The 22316-nt window shown below is 44.1% G+C and carries 21 protein-coding genes; 6 read left to right on the forward strand and 15 right to left on the reverse strand.

What is annotated here, in order from left to right; translation table 11 throughout:
* The 5 genes from BMZ95_RS08775 to BMZ95_RS08795 form a co-directional block, all read right to left on the reverse strand.
* The coding region (locus BMZ95_RS08775) for a transposase (protein WP_191981828.1) at nucleotides 1-235 on the reverse strand (235 nt) is incomplete at its 3' end.
* A 249-nt stretch (nucleotides 236-484) separates the two neighbouring features.
* Entirely contained in the window at nucleotides 485-1471 is a 987-nt protein-coding gene (locus tag BMZ95_RS08780; protein ID WP_014073013.1) for a ribose-phosphate diphosphokinase, read from the reverse strand.
* A gap of 75 nt (nucleotides 1472-1546) precedes the next feature.
* Nucleotides 1547-2956 (reverse strand): bifunctional UDP-N-acetylglucosamine diphosphorylase/glucosamine-1-phosphate N-acetyltransferase GlmU, encoded by a 1410-nt coding sequence (gene glmU / locus BMZ95_RS08785; RefSeq protein WP_014073012.1) that lies wholly within the window; start codon nucleotides 2954-2956, stop codon nucleotides 1547-1549.
* A 40-nt stretch (nucleotides 2957-2996) separates the two neighbouring features.
* Nucleotides 2997-3830: a pur operon repressor gene (gene purR, locus BMZ95_RS08790; protein WP_014073011.1), complete on the reverse strand. Its 834-nt coding sequence runs from the start codon at nucleotides 3828-3830 to the stop codon at nucleotides 2997-2999.
* A 235-nt stretch (nucleotides 3831-4065) separates the two neighbouring features.
* Nucleotides 4066-5691 (reverse strand): alpha-glucosidase, encoded by a 1626-nt coding sequence (locus BMZ95_RS08795; RefSeq protein ID WP_014073010.1) that lies wholly within the window; start codon nucleotides 5689-5691, stop codon nucleotides 4066-4068.
* Nucleotides 5692-5905: 214 nt separating this feature from the next.
* Between BMZ95_RS08795 and BMZ95_RS08800 the strand changes: the two genes are divergently transcribed.
* From BMZ95_RS08800 to ispE, 4 genes are all read left to right on the forward strand, one after another.
* A complete protein-coding gene (locus BMZ95_RS08800) occupies nucleotides 5906-7108 on the forward strand; it encodes an argininosuccinate synthase (RefSeq protein WP_046922315.1) in 1203 nt (400 codons plus the stop codon).
* On the forward strand, nucleotides 7108-8487 hold the full coding sequence (gene argH / locus BMZ95_RS08805) for an argininosuccinate lyase (RefSeq protein WP_014073008.1): 1380 nt from the start codon (nucleotides 7108-7110) through the stop codon (nucleotides 8485-8487). Before BMZ95_RS08800 ends, argH begins: the two co-directional genes overlap by 1 nt.
* Nucleotides 8488-8638: 151 nt before the next feature.
* Nucleotides 8639-9775, forward strand: a complete 1137-nt coding sequence (locus tag BMZ95_RS08810; protein WP_014073007.1) for a glycerate kinase family protein — start codon at nucleotides 8639-8641, stop codon at nucleotides 9773-9775.
* 55 nt (nucleotides 9776-9830) lie between these two features.
* The gene (gene ispE, locus BMZ95_RS08815) at nucleotides 9831-10694 is read left to right on the forward strand and encodes a 4-(cytidine 5'-diphospho)-2-C-methyl-D-erythritol kinase (RefSeq protein WP_014073006.1); all 864 of its coding nucleotides are present in this window, start codon (nucleotides 9831-9833) and stop codon (nucleotides 10692-10694) included.
* A gap of 305 nt (nucleotides 10695-10999) precedes the next feature.
* Here ispE and aroD read toward each other — a convergent pair whose 3' ends face one another.
* Together aroD and aroE are read right to left on the reverse strand one after the other, a co-directional pair.
* Nucleotides 11000-11752 (reverse strand): type I 3-dehydroquinate dehydratase, encoded by a 753-nt coding sequence (gene aroD, locus BMZ95_RS08825; RefSeq protein WP_014073005.1) that lies wholly within the window; start codon nucleotides 11750-11752, stop codon nucleotides 11000-11002.
* Nucleotides 11749-12630, reverse strand: coding sequence for a shikimate dehydrogenase (gene aroE / locus BMZ95_RS08830; protein ID WP_041819847.1), 882 nt, complete (start codon nucleotides 12628-12630; stop codon nucleotides 11749-11751). The genes aroD and aroE overlap by 4 nt, the downstream gene beginning before the upstream one ends.
* A gap of 237 nt (nucleotides 12631-12867) precedes the next feature.
* Here aroE and BMZ95_RS08835 point away from each other — a divergent pair, with 237 nt between their 5' ends.
* Nucleotides 12868-13434 carry a TetR/AcrR family transcriptional regulator gene (locus BMZ95_RS08835; RefSeq protein ID WP_014073003.1) on the forward strand — a complete coding sequence of 189 codons (567 nt, stop codon included), beginning with the start codon at nucleotides 12868-12870 and terminating at the stop codon, nucleotides 13432-13434.
* 201 nt (nucleotides 13435-13635) lie between these two features.
* Here the strand turns inward: BMZ95_RS08835 and BMZ95_RS08840 are convergent, their stop codons facing one another.
* The 8 genes from BMZ95_RS08840 to BMZ95_RS08875 all read right to left on the reverse strand — a co-directional run bounded on the left by BMZ95_RS08840 (nucleotide 13636) and on the right by BMZ95_RS08875 (nucleotide 21134).
* Nucleotides 13636-13881 (reverse strand): Veg family protein, encoded by a 246-nt coding sequence (locus BMZ95_RS08840; RefSeq protein ID WP_014073002.1) that lies wholly within the window; start codon nucleotides 13879-13881, stop codon nucleotides 13636-13638.
* A gap of 97 nt (nucleotides 13882-13978) precedes the next feature.
* Entirely contained in the window at nucleotides 13979-14869 is an 891-nt protein-coding gene (gene rsmA, locus BMZ95_RS08845) for a 16S rRNA (adenine(1518)-N(6)/adenine(1519)-N(6))-dimethyltransferase RsmA (protein ID WP_014073001.1), read from the reverse strand.
* A gap of 1 nt (nucleotide 14870) precedes the next feature.
* A complete protein-coding gene (rnmV, locus tag BMZ95_RS08850) occupies nucleotides 14871-15422 on the reverse strand; it encodes a ribonuclease M5 (protein ID WP_014073000.1) in 552 nt (183 codons plus the stop codon).
* A 1-nt stretch (nucleotide 15423) separates the two neighbouring features.
* Nucleotides 15424-16194, reverse strand: a complete 771-nt coding sequence (locus BMZ95_RS08855) for a TatD family hydrolase (protein WP_014072999.1) — start codon at nucleotides 16192-16194, stop codon at nucleotides 15424-15426.
* 111 nt (nucleotides 16195-16305) lie between these two features.
* Nucleotides 16306-18336, reverse strand: a complete 2031-nt coding sequence (gene metG, locus BMZ95_RS08860) for a methionine--tRNA ligase (protein WP_014072998.1) — start codon at nucleotides 18334-18336, stop codon at nucleotides 16306-16308.
* A gap of 98 nt (nucleotides 18337-18434) precedes the next feature.
* Complete coding sequence (locus BMZ95_RS08865; protein ID WP_014072997.1) at nucleotides 18435-19154, reverse strand: alpha/beta hydrolase; 720 nt, start codon at nucleotides 19152-19154, stop codon at nucleotides 18435-18437.
* A gap of 8 nt (nucleotides 19155-19162) precedes the next feature.
* On the reverse strand, nucleotides 19163-19870 hold the full coding sequence (locus tag BMZ95_RS08870; RefSeq protein WP_014072996.1) for an NAD-dependent protein deacylase: 708 nt from the start codon (nucleotides 19868-19870) through the stop codon (nucleotides 19163-19165).
* Nucleotides 19863-21134 (reverse strand): hydroxymethylglutaryl-CoA reductase, degradative, encoded by a 1272-nt coding sequence (locus tag BMZ95_RS08875; protein ID WP_014072995.1) that lies wholly within the window; start codon nucleotides 21132-21134, stop codon nucleotides 19863-19865. Before BMZ95_RS08875 ends, BMZ95_RS08870 begins: the two co-directional genes overlap by 8 nt.
* Before the next feature lie 70 nt (nucleotides 21135-21204).
* Here BMZ95_RS08875 and BMZ95_RS08880 point away from each other — a divergent pair, with 70 nt between their 5' ends.
* Complete coding sequence (locus tag BMZ95_RS08880) at nucleotides 21205-21984, forward strand: substrate-binding periplasmic protein (protein WP_014072994.1); 780 nt, start codon at nucleotides 21205-21207, stop codon at nucleotides 21982-21984.
* The last annotated feature ends 332 nt before the right edge of the window (nucleotides 21985-22316 follow it).

Consider the following 22316-nt stretch of genomic DNA (forward strand, 5'->3'; position numbering starts at 1 on the left):
CGGTTAAGGTGATTTTGCCTATCCGTGTCTTGAGCTCGCGTTCTCGAGTGCCGTTGCGGCTGTCCGTGCGTTCTTCTGACCGTTCGTAAGGCTCAGCCTTGAGTTGAGCAGTGGATTCCGCCATCAGAATACTATTGAGACTTTTACGCAGCAGTTCGCGAAATACCTGATCGTGATCCTTTGAAAGAAGTTGTAGAATTTCCTCTTGATTTAAGGTAATATTTAATTGAGCCATTTGTTTGTCCTCCTAGTATTATTTTGTTAGGTGATTTAATTATACCTGGGAGACGAGCACTTGGCTCTCTTTTTTTATCAATTTACACCATTATACGGGCATAACCAAAATTCAGTCTCCGATTCCTTTGGGTTATTTTGTCATCATAGATCTTTGGTTCCCGTATACATAAAAAAACCAAAGATTTGCAATAATTGCAAGTCTCTGGCTTTAGTTTGAGGCATATTTTTTGTCAGCCTCTTCTCGATTTCAAAATTGATGTTGGTCTCTACGGAAACGATTCGTGAACAATGGGCTGACCGGCTTGTTTTCATGGATACGCTTGATAGCATCCCCGATAAGCGGACCAACGGATACTTGAACGAGCTTGTCGATTTGCTTTTCTTCCGGAAGCTGAATCGAATCAGTAACAACTAATTGCTTGATTGGTGATTTTTCGATTCTTTCAATCGCAGGACCGGAAAGAACAGGGTGCGTTGCGCAAGCATAAACTTCGATTGCTCCTGCATCCGTCAAAGCCTGAGCAGCCAGCGTGATTGTGCCGGCCGTATCAATCATATCATCAATCAAAACGCATCGCTTGCCATCAACGGAACCGATAATGTTCATGATTTCAGCAACGTTTGCACGAGGACGTCGCTTATCGATGATTGCGATTGGCGACTTCAAGAATTCAGCCAGCTTACGGGCGCGCGTCACACCGCCATGGTCAGGCGATACGACGACTGCATCCTTATCCAAACCATTCGTCAAGAAGTAATCGGCCAAAAGCGGAGCACCCATCAAGTGGTCAACCGGAATATCAAAGAATCCTTGAATCTGTGCCGCATGCAGATCAAGCATGATTGCGCGATCTGCACCGGCTTTTTCGATCATATCGGCAACAAGCTTGGCCGTAATCGGTTCACGGCTACGAGCCTTGCGGTCTTGGCGCGCATAACCATAGTAAGGAATAACAACGTTGATCGTTGCCGCACTGGCACGACGCAAAGCGTCAATCATGATCAAAAGTTCCATCAAGTTGTCATTTACCGGAGCCGATGTTGATTGGATAATGAAAATTTCGTCACCACGAATTGATTCTTCAATGTTGATACGAATTTCTCCATCGCTAAAACGGTCAACGGACGTCTTCCCCAACGGAACGCCAACTGATTCAGCAATTTTTTCAGCCAATGGTTTGTTTGAATTCAAAGCAAAAATTTTAAGCTTTGAACCTGTATATTGTTCAGACATAGTATCCTCCAAAATAATTATCTATAAATTATCTTATTCATTATCCGAGATAAAATCAAGCCAATGTCACGCTTTTTACTGTTTTTTCTCGTTTTTTTCAGTTTCCGCAGCCGCTTTGGCAACAGGATACCGGTCATAATATCCTTTCTTGTTTACCTGACGACCCCTTGCGATTGCCATGTCATGTGGTTCGACATCGTTCGTAATCGTTGAACCTGCGGCAATATAGGAATGATCGCCGACTTCAACCGGTGCAATAATGTTTGAGCCGCTACCGATAAACGAGTAGTCGCCAACGTTCGTATGATGCTTGTTGATGCCGTCATAGTTGATGAAGACGGTTCCGCAGCCGACGTTGATTTCTTTTCCGAGCGTAGCATCCCCCACATAGGTCAAGTGTCCGACCTTGGTGTTCTTGCCAATTTTTGCCTTCTTGACTTCAACGAAATTGCCGATGTGAACTCCTTCTCCGATATCGGCCAAAGGACGCAAATGGCTGTAAGGACCAATGTTGCTTTCCTTTTGCATATGTGCTTCTTCGATCAGAGATGACGTAACGGTTACTTCATCATCCAAAATGCTGTTCACGATTTCTGAATTTGCCCCGATAAAACAATCGTTTCCCACGATCGTCCTTCCTTTAAGATAAACACCTGGTTCAATTACGGTATCTGATCCGATTTGCACGTCGCAGTCAATATACGTATTATCCGGATCGATAATCGTCACGCCGTTTTTCATATGCCCCTCGTTGATTCTTTGACGCATCACTTTCGTCGCTTTGGACAAAGCGACCCTGTCATTGACGCCCATTGATTCTTCAAAGTTTCTCATGCGATATGCGGCAACGATCTTGTTTTCGTTCTTGAAAATCTCCATGACGTCCGTCAAATAATACTCGCCTTGAGCATTGTCGTTTTTAATCTGATGAAGCGCATGGAATAATTCGCGGTTGTCGAAGACATAAACTCCGGTATTGATTTCTTTGACTGCCGCTTCTTCTTTTGTGGCATCTTTTTGTTCGACGATTTTTTCAACGATTCCGATCTCGTTTCGAATGATTCGACCATATCCAAACGGATTCTCAGCCTGCGCCGTCAAAACAGTCGCAACGGCTCCCTTTGATTTATGATATTCGAACAGTTCAGAAAACGTCTTAGCCGTAAACAGCGGCGTATCCCCGCAGGCAATCAGCGTCATTCCGTCAAGATCACCCAAAATGCTTTCAGCCTGTAAAACGGCATGTCCCGTTCCGAGCTGTTCGGATTGCAAAGCATACTCGGTTCGATTTCCCAAAGTCTCCTTGACCTTGTCTGCCCCGTGACCAATAATCGTTACGATTTTGTCCATCTCGTTTTTTTCGATCTGCGTCAGAACATGATCTACCATCGGTCTGCCGCAAACGGGATGCAAGACCTTGTACAACTTGGACTTCATTCGCGTTCCTTGTCCTGCTGCTAAAATAATTGCGTATTTTGCTGTCATTGTTTTACCTCTTAACTTTTTGAATGCCTATCCTGATGAATTATAATTTTCCAAAAACTCGTTCGAGATAGTTACCAGGACTGACGTGAATCGTCTTGTCCAAAGTATTGACTTTGTCAACTTTCAAAAGCGAAGTATAGTCATCAACCATGCGGTGTCCTTCAAATGATCCTTCGGCAAATACAGTGATCCCCACAAGCTCAGATTCAAATTCTTCAATCATGGACTTCATGCCGTTAACGGTTCCGCCACCCTTCATGAAGTCATCGACGACAAGCACGTGCGAGCCGCGTTTCAAACTGCGCTTTGAAAGTTCCATCTTTTCGATCCGCTCGCTTGAACCGGATACATAATTGACCGAAACGGTTGCGCCTTCAGTAATTTTTGAATCACGTCGAACGATAACAAATGGCACGTTCAAATAACTGGACACGCTCTGCGCAATCGGAACGCCTTTTGTCGCAACCGTCATGACAGCATCGATTTGCTTGTCGATGTATTGGCGCGCGATTACGCGACCGACTTTGCGCAAGACGTCAGGACGCCCCAACAAATCGGAAAGATATACGTATCCTCCTGGAAGCAAGCGGTCTTTTTCGGACATTTCCTTTGTCATGTCACCGATAAACGCCCGTGTCTCTTCTTCCGAAATAGACGGGATAAATCGCGCTCCTCCAGCTGCTCCGGGAATCGTTTCAAGGATTCCGATTCCTCTGAACTTAAAAGTACGTTTAATGATTGCCAAGTCTTCACTGATTGATGATTTTGCCGATTCATATCGTTCGGAAAAGAACGTCAGGGAAATCAAGGTATGCGGACGCTCCAAAAGGTAGCGAGTCATGTCGATTAAACGATCACTTCTTCTAGTTTTCAAACAATCTCCTCCATTGCTAAGATTTATTTACGCACAATCCATAACACTAATTATAATGCAATTGATTGTGTTTTCCTAGTTTTTGCACTTCAAATTATTGCGAAAGTTCGTTTTTTATCCAATAAAAACCTTTGTTCAACGTTTATGTCAAACACATAGTTCTAGTATTAATTAACGTTCGGCAATTCCGCAAACTATTATAGAATATCACTGGAAGAAGTGTTCGTCAACATTTTTATTTCACTTCGATTGCAAACGCCTCGTATGGCTTTAAAACCTTGGAACTAAGGTCGATTACGCCTTCATCATAATTAGAAATAAATGAAGTTTGTCGTCCAAATTTATCTAAATTGATTCTTCTGAATTCGTTCGTGAAGTTTGCACAGACAAGAAGCATTTGCCCTCTGTATTTTCTCAGATAAACAAACACGTCGTCCGGGACATCATCGACCATCTCATAATCACCATAAACCACGATGTCGTTTTTCTTTCGATAATCAATCAGTTTCTTATAGGTATAAAAAATTGAATTCTCATCTTCCAGGCACGCTTTGGCATTGATCGTGTGATAGTTGGCGTTGACGTGAAGCCACGGCGTTCCTTTGGTAAATCCGGCATTTTCAGTTCCGTCCCATTGCATCGGAGTTCTGGCATTGTCCCTTCCTTTTCTATTAATGCGGTTGATCAATTCTTCTTTTGGAGTGCCCTTTTCAATTTCTTCAAAATACATGTTTCGGCTCTCAATGTCATCGACTTCCGAAATGTCTTCAACCTTGCAGTTCGTCATCCCAAGCTCTTCGCCTTGATAAACGTACGGCGTTCCCTTCAGCAAATGCAGGACGATTGCCAGCATTTTGGCGCTTTCTATGCGATAAATCCCGTCATCTCCATATTGGGAAACTGCTCTTGGCAAATCATGGTTGTTCCAAAAAAGACTGTTCCATCCTCTATCTTCCAGACACGTCTGCCACTTGGACAAAACATGCTTAAGTCCTAAGACGTCCAAAGGTTTCGTAAACCACTTCGGCTTTCCGTCAATCTGATCCAAAGTCGTTGCTTCAAATTGGAAAATCATGCTTAATTCATTACGTTCAGGATCTGAATAAAGCTTGGCGATGTCAGGAGTTGCCCCCCATGTTTCGCCAACGGTCAACAAATCATGATTGCCAAACGTTTTTTGATTCATTTCTTTGATGTATTCATGAAGTTTCGGTCCGTTGCTTGAAATCATCTTGTCAGGCTGTTTGCCGATCATTTCAATGACGTCCATGCGGAATCCGCCGATCCCCTTATCGATCCAAAAGTTCATCATGTCATAGACTTCTTCTCTTACTTCAGGATTTTCCCAGTTCAAATCAGGCTGTTTTGGACTGAAAAAATGCAGATAATACTGGCCGCTTTGTTCATCATATTGCCACGCTGAACCGCCAAAGCACGATTTAAGCGAATTAGGCTCGCTTCCGTCAATCGGATCTCTCCAAATATAATAGTCACGGTATTTGGAGTCCTTTGATTTTTTAGCTTCGATGAACCATGAATGTTCATCGGAAGTATGATTAACGACAAGGTCCATCACGATTCGGATGCCGCGCTTGTTTGCTTCATCGATCAATTCTTCCATGTCGCTCATCGTTCCGAACTCTTTCATAATATTCCTATAATCAGAAATATCATAGCCGTTGTCATCGTTTGGCGAGCTGTAGACCGGTGAAAGCCAGATTGCACCGATTCCCAGCTTTTCGAGATAGTCCAAACGCGAAATGATTCCTTTCAGATCTCCGATTCCGTCATTATTTGAATCCTGAAAGCTGCGAGGATAAATTTGATATACGGTTACTTTTTGCCACCATTTTCTTTCCATTGTCAAACCCTTCTCTCAAAAAAATATTTCAACTATTACATTGTAAGCGCATACTGATTTTTGTGCAACCGTTTTCTGATCCTGGAAGCCCTCTGGGTTTTATTCACTTTTTTTGGATATTTTTGATAAAAAGTGAATAATTAATTATTTTATGTTGCTTTTTTTGAATATTAGCGTTATTATAAAGGCATTAATTTAACGGAGGCTTATGGTTATGGAAAAAGAAAAAGTTGTTTTAGCATATTCTGGCGGTTTGGATACTTCAGTCGAAATCGCATGGCTCAAAAATAAAGGTTATGACGTTATCGCTTGTTGCATCGATGTCGGGGAAGGAAAAGACCTTGAGGAAGTCAAACAAAAAGGGCTTGCCGTTGGTGCCGTCGAATCAATCGTCATCGACGCCAAAAAAGAATTCGCCGAAGAATATTGTCTACCGGCGCTCCAAGGTCACGCATATTATGAAAACAAGTATCCGCTCGTTTCCGCTCTTTCACGTCCGCTCATCGTCAAGCACCTGGTCGAAGTTGCCAAAAAATACGGTGCAACTGCGATTGCTCACGGATGCACCGGCAAAGGCAACGATCAGGTTCGTTTTGAAGTCGGCATTCACGCTTTAGCTCCTGAAATGAAGATTGAAGATCCAATCAGAGAGGTTCATTGGTCAAGAGAAGAAGAAATCGACTATGCCAAAGAAAACGGCATTCCGGTTCCGATTACGAAAAAAAGCCCGTACTCGATCGACGAAAACCTTTGGGGACGCGCAAACGAATGCGGCATTCTTGAAAATCCATGGAACAGCGCGCCTGAAGATGCTTACGCAAGAACAAATGCCTTGGAAGATACGCCAAACGAAGCAGACGTCATTACGCTGACGTTTGAAAACGGCGTTCCGGTCAAACTCAATGATGAAGCGCTGCAATTGGACGTTTTGATCCAAAAACTCGACAAGCTGGCCGGCAAACACGGAATCGGTCGAATCGACCACGTTGAAAACCGTCTCGTTGGCATCAAATCACGCGAAGTCTACGAATGTCCGGCTGCTACTGTTTTAATGGCTGCACATAAAGACATCGAAGACATCACGCTCGAAAAATCTTTGGCACACTTCAAGATCTACATCGAAGACAAGCTGGCAGACGTCATCTATAACGGTCTTTGGTTCTCGCCTTTAATGAATTCCTTGCTTGCCTTCATCAAAGAAAGCCAAAAAGACGTTAACGGCACTGTGCGCGTCAAGCTTTTCAAAGGCAACGTCATTTGTGAAGGCAGAAAGTCCGCCAACTCGCTTTACGACGAAAAACTCGCAACATACACTTCCGCAGACGAATTCGACCAGGAAGCAGCCGCTGGATTCATCAAGCTTTACGGCCTGCCGACACAAGTTTATGCCCAAGTTCATCAAAAGGGTGAGGAATAATGAGTACGAAAAAACTTTGGGGCGGACGCTTTGAAGAAAGTGCCGCTGCCTGGATCGACCATTTCGGGGCATCGATTTCGTTTGATAAGCTGATGGCAAACGAAGACATCGAGGGTTCGCTTGCTCACGTCAAAATGCTTAATGAAACAGGAATCTTGACCGAACAAGAAGCAACTGAAATTGAAAACGGACTTCTTTCATTGAAGGATAATCTGTCAGCAGGAAAGCTCGAATTCTCCGACCAAAACGAAGACATTCATATGAACATCGAATCCTTGTTGACGAAAAAAATCGGCCCTGTTGCCGGCAAACTGCACACGGCAAGAAGTCGCAACGATCAAGTTGCCACCGACTTCCACCTTTATGTCAAAAAAAGAACGACTGCGGTTATTTCAGAACTCAAAAAATTACAAAAGGCACTCGTTGAAAAGGCTGAAGCAAACGTCGAGACGATTATGCCGGGCTACACTCACATGCAGCATGCACAACCTATTTCTTATGCGCACTACCTGCTCGCATATTTTGAAATGTTCAAACGTGATGTCGAACGTTTCGAATTCAATCAAAAGCATACCGACGTTTCGCCTTTGGGATCATGTGCTTTGGCCGGAACGACCTGGCCCATCGACCGCTTCTTCACGGCTAAGGAGCTTGGCTTTGCAGACGTTTATGCAAATTCGCTCGATGCTGTGTCCGACCGCGATTTTGCGCTTGAATTTCTAAGCAATGCATCCATTTTGATGGTTCACCTGTCGCGACTTTGTGAAGAGCTCATCTACTGGTGTTCATACGAATTTTCATATATTGAAATGTCGGATGAATACTCAACCGGAAGTTCAATCATGCCGCAAAAAAAGAATCCTGACATGGCCGAGCTCATTCGCGGCAAATCAGGACGTGTTTTCGGAAATCTGATGGGTCTGCTGACGGTCATGAAGGGCCTCCCACTTGCATATAACAAGGATATGCAAGAAGACAAGGAAGGAATCTTCGATGCAGTCAAAACGATCATTCCAAGCATCAAAATCATGACGGGAATGATTGAAACCTTGACCGTCAACAAGGAAAAAATGCAAAAGGCAACCGAAGACGATTTTTCAAACGCAACCGAGCTTGCCGATTATCTGGCCGGAAAAGGCATTCCGTTCCGCCAGGCCCACGCCATCGTAGGAAGCCTTGTCCTTCAAGGAATCAAATCACATGCTTGCCTTCAAGACATTCCGCTTGAAGAATATCAGAAAATCGATCCCGAAATCGGTGAAGACGTTTATTACGACCTTCAGTCAAAAGCAGCCATCGAACGCAGAAAATCATACGGGTCGACAGGTTTTGAGCAGGTTCGGCATCAGATCAAGCAAGCCAAAAAAAGCCTGAATTAGTTAATTCTTCCATAACCATCAAAGAGTCGGCAATGTCGGCTCTTTTTTTGACAAGCTTAAAGAAGAATGCGACAATCACCGATAATTATTCACAAACGACATTAGCTTGCAGACCAGCCATCAGCTATAATATAAGTAAGGAAGTGATCCATTGAAAATTTTAATTGCCCCCGATTCATTCAAAGGATGCATGACGGCAAAAGAAGCTTGCGAGGCAATCGAAAAAGGACTTAAAAACATCGACGCCGATGCGCAAATCGTCAAAGTCCCGATGGCAGACGGCGGTGAAGGCACTGTTCAGGCTCTGGTCGATGCTTTAAACGGAAAAATCATCACAAAAAAAGTCACCGGTCCTTTAAATAAGCCTGTGACTGCCTTTTATGGCCTGATCGAACAAAAACGGCTCGCCGTAATCGAAATGTCTGCAGCAAGCGGTATTCAATTCGTCAATCATGACACGGCTGATCCGCTGCATGCGACGACCTACGGAACTGGAGAACTTATTTTAGATGCGCTGCAGCGAGGTGCAGAAAAATTCATCATCGGTCTGGGAGGTTCTGCCACTAACGATGGCGGTGCCGGAATGGCGCAAGCGCTTGGCGTCCGTTTTTTGGACGAAAACAATCAGGAATTGCCTGTTGGCGGAATTGCGCTTGAAAAACTCGTTCGAATCGACCAAACGCAGATGTCGCCTTTGCTTGACAAAGCAACGTTTTCGATTGCATGCGACGTTTCATGTCCATTGACCGGAAAAAACGGCGCAAGCATCGTCTTCGGTCCGCAAAAAGGCGCCAATGAGACAGAAGTCAAGCTCCTTGATAGCGCACTTGCTCACTATGCAGACATCGTTGCTCCCGAATTAAAAAACACTTTTGGAGCCGGGGCTGCCGGCGGATTGGGCTTTGCCATGATGGCCTTTTTAAATGCAGTGCCAAATCCAGGCGCTGATCTGGTAATTGATGCGGTCGGTCTGAACGAAAAATCATCTGATTGCGATTTGGCAATCACCGGAGAAGGAAGCATCGATTTTCAAACAGCATTCGGAAAAACGCCGATGGCCGTTACTGAATGCGTCAAAAAAAACTCGCCAAACTGTACTATCGTCGGCTTGTGCGGACATTTGGGAAAAAACGTTGACGTGCTTTACGAAAAGGGCTTCGATGCTTTGTTTCCGATCGTTTCTGGTCCTCAATCGCTTGAAGAAGCAATGAAAAACGGCGAACTGAATTTGACAAGAACGGCAGAAAACGTCTTAAGGCTGATCAAGCGAACTAAATTTTCAATTTAGGCCAAAATCCTGTATAATTAAACTATCAATTCTTTACTAGGAAAGGTGAAATCGGATGGAGATCTCGGAAAAAGCACCGGCTAAATTAAATTTCAGCCTAGATACCCCATTTCGTCACCCGGACGGAAATCCCGAGTGGAAAATGGTCATGATTGCCGTTGACCTTGCCGACTACGTTCACATCAAGACCAAAACGGATTCAAAAGACATCACCGTCAGAACAGATACCGGGTTTTTGCCTTGTGATGAACGCAACCTGGCCTTTCAAGCTGCCAAAAAACTGCAGCAGCTTTTCCACAAAAATGAAGGCGTCGAAATCACGATTGATAAAAACATTCCCGTTTCTGCCGGAATGGGCGGCGGATCATCCGATGCGGCCGCCGTTTTGCGCGGTTTGAACAAACTGTGGAACCTTAGCCTTGAAAAGAGTCAATTGGCTAAAATCGGGCTCGAGATTGATTCTGACGTTCCTTTTTGCATCTATAGCGAGCCCGCGCTTGTTACCGGCAAAGGAGAAATCATTACCCCGATCGGTGATCTTGAACCAATGTGTTTAGTAATTGCCAAACCGCACGACAGCGTCTCAACGCCGTCCATTTTGAAGAAAATCGACTATTCAAAAATCGTCCATCAAAACGTTGATGGCGTTTTAGACGCAATTTCCAAACGAGACTATACGGAGATGACCAAGAAAATGGGCAATGCGCTTGAACCGATTACGGCTGAAAGACACCCCGATATTTGGAAAATCAAGCAAAAAATGCTGAATTTCGGTTGCGATGCAGCACAGATGAGCGGATCTGGGCCGACAGTTTTTGGCGTTTGCCGCAAATACCAGCGAGCTGTCCGCGTCTATAACGGTCTTCGCGGTTTTTGCAATGAAGTTTATATCGTCAGACCATTTTCTCTTAAAGAATAACAAAAGAAGCCAGAAAAAATGTGCCTCAAACTAAAACCAGGATAGTTTGCACTCAATTGCAAATTTCATCCTGGTTTTTTCGTAACCGGAAACTGGAATTTAAGGACGGCTCTCAAAGAATGGCTTTTGCCAACAAACCCGTCTTGACGCACAGTTTGAACGGATGATACACGGCACTGCGTTTGAAAAAACAGGTTTCCATGTCTCAAAATTGAAAAAATGCCGGACAAAACCAGTCGCAAATCGACCGCATTGTTCGGCACCCACTTCCAAAGAGAAACGTGACTTTTTTTCAAAGCCCCGTTTTATTCATACAGCATCTTCATGATTTTTTTCAAATCTCGACAATCGTATTGACCAGGCGCAGATTCTTGACCGTAGCTGCCAAAAGTTGCGCAAGAACCGGTCAGAAGTCCCGCAACGCGACTGAATGACCCTAATTTTCCCATCGACATCGTAATAAGAGGAATGTTCAGATTCTCAAAAGATTTGGCAGAAGCAAGCATCAGGTTCAAAACATCCTGAATCGACTTCGGCATCACGGCAAGTTTGGCAATATCAGCACCGCAGCTTTGCATCTCGCCTAAAATCGAGATCATCTTGTCGACAGTCGGAGTCTTGTCAAAGCTGTGACTGCTGACGATCGTTTTAACGCCGTGACTTTTTGCAGCCTCAAGCAGGCTTTGAACCAAAGGCTTTCCTTTTGCCAGCTCAATATCGCACGCGTCGCATTCCCCTTCCAAAAGAAACCTGCTGACCGTTTCCGCATATTCTTCGTTTGTTCCTTCAAATTTGCCACCGTCTTCTTTTGTTCTGATCGTAAAAATAAACGGCATGTCCCCTAGCACGTCCCTAAGTTTCCTGGCAACTTTTACAATCTCGGAAACGGCGTGATGCTTTTCAAACAAGTCGACTCGCCACTCTGCCAAATCACAAATTCCCTGATTAAGCTCCTTGGCTTGAGCGATAATTTTTTCTTCGGTCGCACCGGTAATCGGCACGATGATTTTAGAATTTCCGTCACCTAGTTCGACGTTTCTCAACCTAACCGTTTTCACATTTTCACCTCATCAAAAACCTGCTTTTTCACATATTCAATCGGCATCTTTTGATTGCACCACAATTCAAACGCAGCCGCCCCCTGATTCAAAACCATCCCCAAGCCGTTAATCACGTGCCTGACGTTCGCTTTTTTCGCAACCTTCATCAGTTTGGTAGTCCTCGGTGCGTACACGATATCACATACCGCCATGTCTTCGTGAAACCATGCAGGATCCTCAATAAGACTCATTTCTTCCAGCGGAACCATCCCGACGCTTGTCGCATCGCAATAAACGTCCGCAGTTTCCAAAGATTTCCTGAAATCCTCCTTATCGTTCAGGTCATGCATCGTTACTTTGCAATCGGTTTCCTGATTGATTTTTTCGGCCAATTTTTCAGCATTTTCAAACCGGGCGTTTTTGCGATTGAAGAATGCAATTTCATAAAATCCATCCAATGCGGCCTGCGTTGCAATCGCCGTTCCTGCTCCGCCGGCGCCGGCCAGAACGAGCTTTTTTCCTTTAACTTCGATTCCTTCATCAATCAGAGACTGAACGAAACCGATTCCGTCCGTATTATGTCCGGTCAAAATGCCGTCATCGTTGACAATCGTATTGACCGCCTGGATGATTTCGGCAGCCGGTGACAGTTTGTCCATGTACTGAACGACCGCTCTTTTATTTGGCATCGAAACGTTTGCCCCGCGCATCTTGAGCACCCTGATTGCATCAACTGCGCCTTTAATCGTGTCAGTATCAACGTCAAAACTCAAATACGCATAATTGATCCCGAGCTTGTCAAATGCAGCGTTGTGCATCGCCGGTGAGATTGAATGGCGGCAAGGGCTTGCCAAAAGTCCCAAAAGCACTGTATTTGCATCGATCATACGTGACATCCAAACACCCCCGAAGTATTTTAAAAAGCTTCAATTTCCATGTCATCTTTTCAGAATTTTATATGTTGAGTTTAATAATCAATAGTAATTAAATTAAACCACCATTAGAACGATTAGTCAAATCGAAGGAAAACGTGCTTTTCATCGAAAAACGTTCATGATAGCTGCAAGATTAATGCAAAAATATGCATAAATATGTTACAATACATGTATAATAAGGTTTTGGGGAGAATTTTTATGGACGAACAAAAAAACAAAGACAGGATCATGCAGGTTGCAATAGAACTTTTCCAAGAAAAGGGTCCAAAATTTACGATGGATGAACTTGCATCAGCTCTTAAAATGAGCAAAAAGACATTGTACGTTTATTTTACTGATAAAGAAGATCTTTTCCACCATGCGGTTGATCACATTTTTGACAGCATTACCGATGCCAAATCAAAAATCATTACCGACGAAACGATTGAACTCAGGGAGAGAATCATCGAAACGCTGCAGGTGTTGCCAAGTCAGTACCGACATGTTGATTTCAGGCAGCTGTATATGCTGAAAGACAAATATCCAAGAGTTTACGAACATCTTTCCAAACGCTTGGAATCAAACTGGGAAACAACGATCGAACTTCTTGAAAAAGGACAAAGAGAACATGTCTTGCGTGATTTTTCAATTCCCGTTTTCAAAACGATATATGAATCAACGCTTGAACATTTTTTTGAGCGCGACGTTTTAAAAGCCAATCACATCTCTTACCCTGATGCTTTAAGGGAAGTCGTCGAAATCATCATGAACGGAATTTCTGAATAAACAAAAACAAGGTTTCGGCTATTCCCATCATGGAAGGCGATTGTCATGCATATAAAAAACCGGATCAGATTTGCGATTGATTGCAAATCTGATCCGGTTTTTCAATTTGAAGCATAGTTCTTCCCCAGCTCATTCTTGCGTATAAAAAGACGCTGCGCTTTAAACAGTCGCAGCGCTTATTTTCATCATTATCGATTAGCCTTAGATTTCGGAGGCAAAATCAAGTTTAATGTTGTTGGTTAAAACATCCGTATAACTGTAGGATACGCGTTCAACCGAATTTTTCCCGTCGTCGTCAAGTTCGACGATGAATATTGCCGGAAACGTTTCTTTTAGGACACCGTGGCACCTGTTCACCTTCTTACGTCCGATATGAGACGTAATCGTCAAACTGGCACCAATACAACTATCAAGTTTATTCTTAATATCAGCTAATCTATTTGGCATGACTTCACCCTCCCGTGAAACAATTATAACATAGTTTCACAGCAAAAACAATATTATACCACATCACTAAAACGACTTCAATAAACTATTTCTAATTTTAATTTAGTTTTTCTGCAAACAAATTGTCAGCAAGGCGCACCATCTGCGAAATGCTCAGGCGTTCAGCCCGTACAGACTTTTCTATCTCTGCATTTTTAAGAGCATGTTCAATTTTTTCCTTTGTCGAAGGATCTTTGCCATACAACCCTTGCAGATTGTTCCACAGACTCTTTCTTCGATGAAGAAAAATTCCCTTGACCATCTTTTTAAAAAACGGTTCATCAACCGGAACATTCGGCTTTTCATCTTTACGATTTAAAGCGATGATTGCCGAGTCGACTTTTGGCTGCGGCATGAACACTGTTTTCGGCACGATAAATGCAATTTTGGCATCCATTTCATACTGAACGGCGACAGAAAGGGAACCATAGTCCTTTGTCCCCGGTTGGGCTGCCAAACGATCAGCAACTTCTTTTTGCATCATGACGACGATCGTTTCGAAATCAACGTCAACCTCAAGCAGATGCATGACGATCGGCGTCGTTATATAATACGGTAAATTGGCAACCAGCTTGATTTTGTGCCTGCCGTCAAAATTTTGGGCGATAAGTTCTTTCAAATCGGCTTTTAAAACGTCCTGCTCCACGATCTTAACGTTATCGTAAGGCGAAAGCGTTTCAGAAAGAACGGGTATCAGTCGCGAATCAATTTCCAAAGCCATCACTTGATGTGCGCTTTTGGCAAGCTGTTCCGTCAATGCCCCGATTCCAGGGCCGATTTCGATCACGTCGTCTTCTTCTCCGACCTCTGCCGCAGCGACAATCTTTTTTAAAATATTCAAGTCGGTCAAAAAGTTTTGCCCGAGACTCTTTTTAAAGGTCAGGCCATATGTTTCCATAATGGCGCGCGTCCTTGCTTTCGAAGCTATTTCAGGTAATTCGTTGCTCATTTCACTTCTCCTCTTCAAGATGTTTCAATGCTTCTTCAAATTCTTCCTGGGTAATCTGAAAAAGGTTCAGTCGTTTTTGCAGCTGCTTTCCGTTTACGTACCCGATTCTCAGATATTCGCATAATTGTCTTCTGCGCTCTTTGGCTCCTGACCCGTCGATCAAACCTGCCGAAAACAGATCCGATCTTGTAATCGTCTCTTCAGCATCAGGTTCTTCGGTATAAAGATTGCGCAATGCTTCTCGAATCGCTTCCGGAGAGGCGTGTTCGACCCCAAGGCTTCCTTTATGGTCGGGCACTGCGTCGCGCCTGTTTAAAAACGCGTGTTTCACTCCCGGAACTGCTTCTTGAATAATTTTTCTGATTTTTTCGCCTGAAAAATCCGGATCGGTAAACACGATTACGCCGCGTTTTTCCTGCAATTCTTCAATTTGCTCCAGCGTTTCGTCGCTGATTGCGGATCCTCTTGTTTCAAGCGTGTCCGCGTTTACCGCCATATTGATTCTTTTCGTATCGTCCTTTCCTTCAACGACGATAACTTCTCTGATTTTCATTTTATCCATTGATTCTCAAGACCCTCTTCGTATTCTCATAAGTTTTTTCGGCCAGATCTTCTGCCGAAATTCTCAACTCTTTGGCAATGAACTCAAGCGTATAACGCGTCATCAAGGGCTCATTCATCCTCCCGCGAAACGGCATCGGAGTCAGATACGGCGCATCGGTTTCAACCAGCATTCTGTCAAGCGGAGTGCGTTTGATTGCTTCTCTGACTTCTGATGCGTTCCCAAAAGTGCATACTCCGCTATAAGAAAGCATAAAGCCCAAATCAAGAAATTTCTCTGCCCAAGCCGCATTACCGTTAAAACTGTGCATGATTCCGCCGTTTTTGGCCGCATCGGTTTTCTTTAAAATTTCATAACAGTCTTCGATCGAATCGCGATTGTGGATCGATATCGGCAAATGCAGAGTCTGAGCCAATTCAATTTGGCGATTCAAGGCTTCAAACTGGGCTTTCTTTGGCGTGTCGCAATGGTAATCAAGCCCGATTTCTCCGACGGCAACCATTTTAGGATGACTCAGATATTGCTTCATTGCAAGCTCATAATCATGATCGTAAAGCTGCGCATTTTCCGGATGACAGCCAATTGCGCCATAGACTTCAGGAAATTTTTCCAACAGTTCCATTAACTTGTCAGCACTTTCCTGATCATATGCCAATACCAGCATCATGTTCACGTCAAGTGCTCTTGCACGCCAAACGACATCCGGCAAATCATTTGCAAATTCTTTTGAATTAATATGCGTATGCGAATCAAATATGTTCATTTGCCTATCCTTTCTGTAAAATCTTATCACTTAATTATATCTTAAATCGCTCAGTTAATGAAGTTTAACAAAAAAGACCGGACAATCCCGGTCTTTTGATTATTTAAGATTTTAGCCAACGAGCGATCCGGCCGGAATTTCATCAGACACGGTGATCAGTTTGACTGTCTTGCCTTCATCATATTCGCCCGACAAAAGCATCCCCTGGCTGACCTGTCCCATCATCATGCGTGGCTGAAGGTTGGTTACGGCAACGACCTTTTTGCCGATGAGTTCTTCCGGATTCGGATACCACTTGGCAATTCCGGAAAGAATCTGGCGATCGCCGTCATCGCCTGCATCCAGGCGGAATTTAAGCAGTTTGTCAGATCCTTCGACTTTTGAGACATCTTTGATTTCGGCAACTTTGAGTTCGACTTTGTCAAATTTGTCAAAACGAATTTCCTTTTTCGTCAAATTCAGAGTCGTTGTTTCCGGATCGAACGTCTTGGCAGCTTTTTCAGCCATTGCCTTGCGACCCTTGGCCTTTTCGTTTTTGGACATCTTCGACTTGATATATTCGATTTCTTCTTCAACGTCAAGACGAGGGAAAATCGGCGTTCCTTTTTCGACAACCTTGATTCCGGATGGGAATGCAAAGAAATCCAATCCTTTGATATCCATATTTTCTTCAGGCAATCCGAGTTGTCTAAACATCTTCTTTGGCGCATGCGTCATCACCGGTTGGAGTAAAATGGCAATCACGCGCAAACTTGCGGCAAGGTGCGCCAAAACGCTGTCGAGTTCATTGGCTTTTGATTCATCTTTTGCCAATGCCCATGGTTCGGTTTCATCGATGTATTTGTTCGTCCTGGAGACAAACTTCCAAAGCTTCTCCAAAGCAACCATAAAGTGTGCTTGTTCGAGTTCGGATTCGTAACCCTTCAGTGCTTCTTCAAAGGCATCTTCAAGGCTCTTGTCAAATGCAGTGACTCCGGAAACGAGCTCAGGCACGTTGCCGCCACGATACTTGTTGATCATCGCAACCGTCCGGTTGAGCAAGTTTCCAAGATCGTTGGCCAAGTCGTAGTTGATGCGATTTACGAAATCTTCCGGCGTGAAGATGCCATCGTTTCCATAAGGAACGGCTCTGATGAGATAATAGCGCAAAGCATCCAAGCCATAGCGTTCCACGATCATTTCAGGATAAACGACGTTTCCTTTCGACTTGGACATCTTGCCATCTTTCATAAGCAGCCAGCCGTGTCCCAAAACATGTTTTGGCAACGGCAAATCAAGCGCCATCAAAATAATCGGCCAGTAGATCGTATGGAAACGAACGATTTCCTTGCCGACCATATGAACGTCGGCCGGCCAGTACTTGTTGAACAATGAATCATCATCGGACCCGTATCCGAGTGCCGTAATATAGTTGCACAAAGCATCGATCCAAACATAGATGACGTGCTTGGGATTGCTTGGAACCGGAATGCCCCAATTGAAACTTGTCCGCGTCAGCGCAAGATCCTCAAGTCCTGGATTGATAAAGTTGTTCAGCATTTCGTTCTTGCGCGTTTCCGGCATGATAAAGTCAGGATGCTCATTGTAATACTCGACCAAACGATCGGCATATTTGCTCATCCTGAAGAAGTAGCAGTCTTCTTCGACAAGTTCGACTTCGTGACCGGAAGGAGCCTTGCCGCCGATCATCTTGCCGTTTTCATCACGATAAACTTCGGCCAGTTGCGATTCGGTAAAGTATTCTTCATCAGAAACGGAGTACCAGCCCTTGTATTTTCCAAGATAGATATCGCCTTTTTTAAGCAGTTTTTCAAAAATTTGCTCAACTGCTTTGACGTGGTAATCATCCGTCGTGCGAATAAACTTATCATTGCTGATTTCAAGCTGTTTCCAAAGTTTCTTGATTGATTCCGCCATGCTGTCGACGTATTCTTGAGGAGTCATATTTAATTCTTCAGCTTTTTCTTCAATTTTCAGACCATGCTCATCGGTTCCCGTCAAGAAGAAAACGTCAAATCCTTGCAGACGCTTGTAGCGCGCCAAAACGTCACACGCAATCGTCGTATACGAGTTGCCGATGTGGAGCTTGCCAGACGGATAGTAAATCGGTGTTGTAATATAGAATGTCGGTTTTTCAGCCATTGTCATTCATGTCCCTTCCAAACAATTTTTAAATATCATTTTCTAATTAAAATTTCAGATAGTACAAGTATAACATAGAATAAGCTAGAATTTATATGTTATTTTTTGTCCAGCGAATCAAGCCACTTGATCATGATTTCGGCGACCTTTTCTTGTTGCTGCTGCGTTGAAATTTTAGCCTTGTTGTCGCCTTTTTGCGTCGTATATGCGCCGAATCCCGAGTGATTTCCGCCTTGAATGACTTCCTTCACTGCATTTCCAGGCAAAAAACGGTTGTTTTCCTTCAAGCGCTCCTTCCTGATGACGCCGTCACGACTGGCCGTAATCTGCAATACGGGAATTCCGGTCTTCGACAAATCTCCCTTTTCATCAGCATAGCTTGCCATCAAAAAAACGCCTTTCAAATTCTTTTGGTGTTTCCTTTCGGCAGCATATCTGGCTGCGCACACCCCGCCAAGCGAATGGCCGCCAATCACGTAGCCGCCTTTTTTGTCGATCTGGTCCGCTCGATTGACTGAAAGCAATGCATAATCCAGCGGAAAATGCGCAATCGCTACCGGATAGCCGTTTTCAGAAACTTTTTTTGCCCAAACGCCGTAACTTTCAGGTTCAACCAATGCCCCCGGATAAAAAATGACGAGAGGCTTTTTGCTTCCTTCAAAATACGTGAAATTCTCCTTTGCCTTTGCGCTTTTTACAGCATCTCTGGCCTGCATTTCAGGATAGTAGACTTGATTTTTCAGCGACAGCAATATCAAACAGACGATTGCAAAAATCAGACCGCCGATCGTTAAACGTTTTCTGCTCTTTTCGGACATGTTATTCCTCACTTCTTTAAATCGACTTCTTCAAAAACTTCTTTGGCATTCCCGATGATCAACTCTGCGTTTTCAGGCAGCGGAATCTTTTCTTTGTTGACTGCCACGATTTTCGCATCCTTTGAAGCGTATTCAATCAGGCCAGCAAAAGGATACACCGCAAGGGACGTGCCACAAACGACGATAAGGTCCGCATTCGAAACGATTTCGATTGCTCTTTCCAAAACCTCTCTTCTGATTGGTTCTTCGTAAAGCACGATGTCGGTTCTCAAAATACCGCCGCAACCTTCATGATGCATGTCTTCCAAGTACTTTGACCACTCAATGCTTCGTCCGCATTTTTGGCAAAACACGCGATACAGGCTTCCGTGAAACTCAACCAGGTCTTTTTGAGGCGTCCCCGCTTTTGAATGCAGTCCGTCAACGTTTTGCGTAATGACGCAAGCGTTCTTTTCCTTGGCAAAAAGCGCCATTTTTTCGTGAATCACGTTCGGCTTTGCCTGCGGATAAAACATCTTTTCCTTGACAAATTGATAATGACGCTCAGGTTCTTTTCTCAAACAGGTTGCGCTGAGCAAATATTCCGGCGTCTGTCCGTCAGAATAAAGTCCGTTTTTCGAACGATAGTCAGGAATTCCCGAAGCAGTCGAAACGCCGGCTCCGGTCAAGAAGACGATGTGCGAAAAAGAGTTCAACAGTTCATTCAGCTCACTCATCGCGGTTTTCCCTCATTTCTTCTAAAATCTCCTTGGCATGGACCGAGTCGCGCACTTTTCTTTTTTCCATCTCTTTGACCAGGAACTTTGTTTCATCAGCCGTTGCGCCGACGCTTTTAGCCAATGATTTAAGCTGCAGCCGCATATGACCTTTTTGGATGCCGTCGGTCACTAATGCATAAAGAGCCGCCAGATTCTGCGCAAGCCCCAAAGAACAAACGATTTCTCCGAGCGTTTTGGCATCTGCATTTTGCAAAATCTGCCGATTGACCGAAACGAGCGGCACAATCGAAATCGAACCGCCAACCGATCCGAGCGCAAGCGGCAGCGTCAATTCTCCTTCAAGGACTTGCTTTTTTTCGTCATAATTCCACGTTGAAAGTCCGCGATATCTTCCGCTTCTGGCAGCATAAGCGTGCGCTCCTGCTTCAACCGCACGCCAATCGTTTCCGCTGGCCAAAACACAAGCATCGATGCCGTTCATGATGCCTTTGTTATGAGTTGCGGCACGATAAGGATCAAGTTGCGCCACCCTGCTGGCCTGGGCAATTTTTCTGGCAATCTCGCATCCGTCAACGCCGTTTTTGGCCAACGTCTCGACACCAATGCTGCATTTGGCAGAAACAAGCGAATCCGTTGCATAATTTGACAAAATTGCAAACAAGACGTCTGCTTTGAGCTTTGCCTTCAAAAATTCCGCCGTTGCTTCAAGCATCGTGTTCAGCATGTTGGCGCCCATTGCTTCCTTGACGTCTACCGCCAAATACAGTGCTAGCAAATCATCCGCAAGAATTTTGAGTTTGACGGATCGTGCTCCGCCGCCGCGCCGAACAATCGAAGGATGCGCATCGTTTGCAACTTTCAAAATGTCTTTTTCAAGCAGTTCCAATTCTTTTTGCATTTCAGAGACATCGCTGACGTTTTCCAAAACAACCTGGCCAATCATCAGCCGGCTTTTGGTCTCAGCCTTAAACCCGCCTGATTTTTTGACGATCGAACCGCCGTGACTTGCAGCAGCAATCACGGAAGGCTCCTCGGTTGCCATCGGAACCAGATATTCGATTCCGTTGACGACCAGATTAAGTGCCACCCCTTCAGGAAGATGATACTCTGAAATGAAGTTTTCAATCATCGTTTCGCCAAGTTCCGGGTTTTTGGCACCGTCTTTTAAAATTTTGACCTGTTCATCGGAAATCGTATGCTTATTTAAAATTTCGAGTCGTTCATGCCACGTTTTGCGATAGTATTTTTCGAATCCTTGCATTTGATTGCCCCCTGTCCTTCGATTATTATATAATATTGTCGAGTCAGTTCATAGTTTCGGAGGAATTTAAATGAAGCCCAAAAAAATCCTGGCGGCACTCTTTGCTGCATTTTTTATCATGCTTTTTCCAAGCAACGCCAATGCAAGCATGACGGTCGGCATCTTGAAAGACAACGCCCCTTACAGCACTTTTTACCATCGAAAAGCTCGTGGACTGGAGCCGGAACTTGCCAAAAAAATGACGGACGACTCCGTCATATTCAGGGCATATGATACCAGAAAACAACTCGAATCGGCATTGAAGAAACGCCGAATTCAAATCGCATTCGGTTCAATCGATGCATTTAACGTCAACCAGGACGTTTTTGACGTTTCAGAACCGTATCTTTACGAACCAAACGTCTTGTTCAGACGATCCGACGGCAAAAGGAAAACGATCAAAAAGCTTGCAAATAAGCCGGTCGGAATGCTTAAGGACGGCAATCAGACCTATCTTTTAAAAAACGTGCTTCTTAAGCCGCGTTCTTTCAAAAACATCAAAACCATGGACAAGGCACTTGCAGACGGAAAAATTTATGCTGCGATTTTGAGCGACTACGACTATTCGAATTATCTTAAAGATCACCCTGAACACGTCAAAGCCGCTGATGCGACAAATGATGAACAAACGGCAGAGCTTTTCGTCAAAATCAGCGATCCGGCCATTACCTCGTCGCAGTTTGTCGCAGTTACGTACAAAAATGAAAAACTTTTGACAAAAATCAACAGCGCCATCGTTTCCATGCATGATGACGGCACGCTCCAGGAACTGTCGCAAAAATACCTGAGCAAAGACATCTCATTGCAATAAATTTTTGCTTTTTATAAGACCGCAGCTAAGGTTGCGGTTTTTTTATTATTGCGCTGAATCAGGTTATTCAACTTTTCGTTAAGGAAAATTCAGCGCTGACAACAAGCACTGCATTAAAACGTTTCGAATTTCTTGCGGTGTCTCTGCGGTTTACGGACAAATCAGCAAAAAAGGGCACTTTGTCCGTAAATTTGAGTGAAATCTTGGCGTGCCAACCAGAACAAGAAAAAAACCGCGCCATCATGAAGTGCAATAAAAAAGTTAGACAAAATTAAACAATTAAGCTGTCATGGCATGATTTCGGTATTCTACCGGAGTCATGCCTTTTGTTT

This window comes from Ligilactobacillus ruminis DSM 20403 = NBRC 102161 (assembly GCF_900113455.1).
Classification (GTDB): Bacteria; Bacillota; Bacilli; order Lactobacillales; family Lactobacillaceae; genus Ligilactobacillus; species Ligilactobacillus ruminis.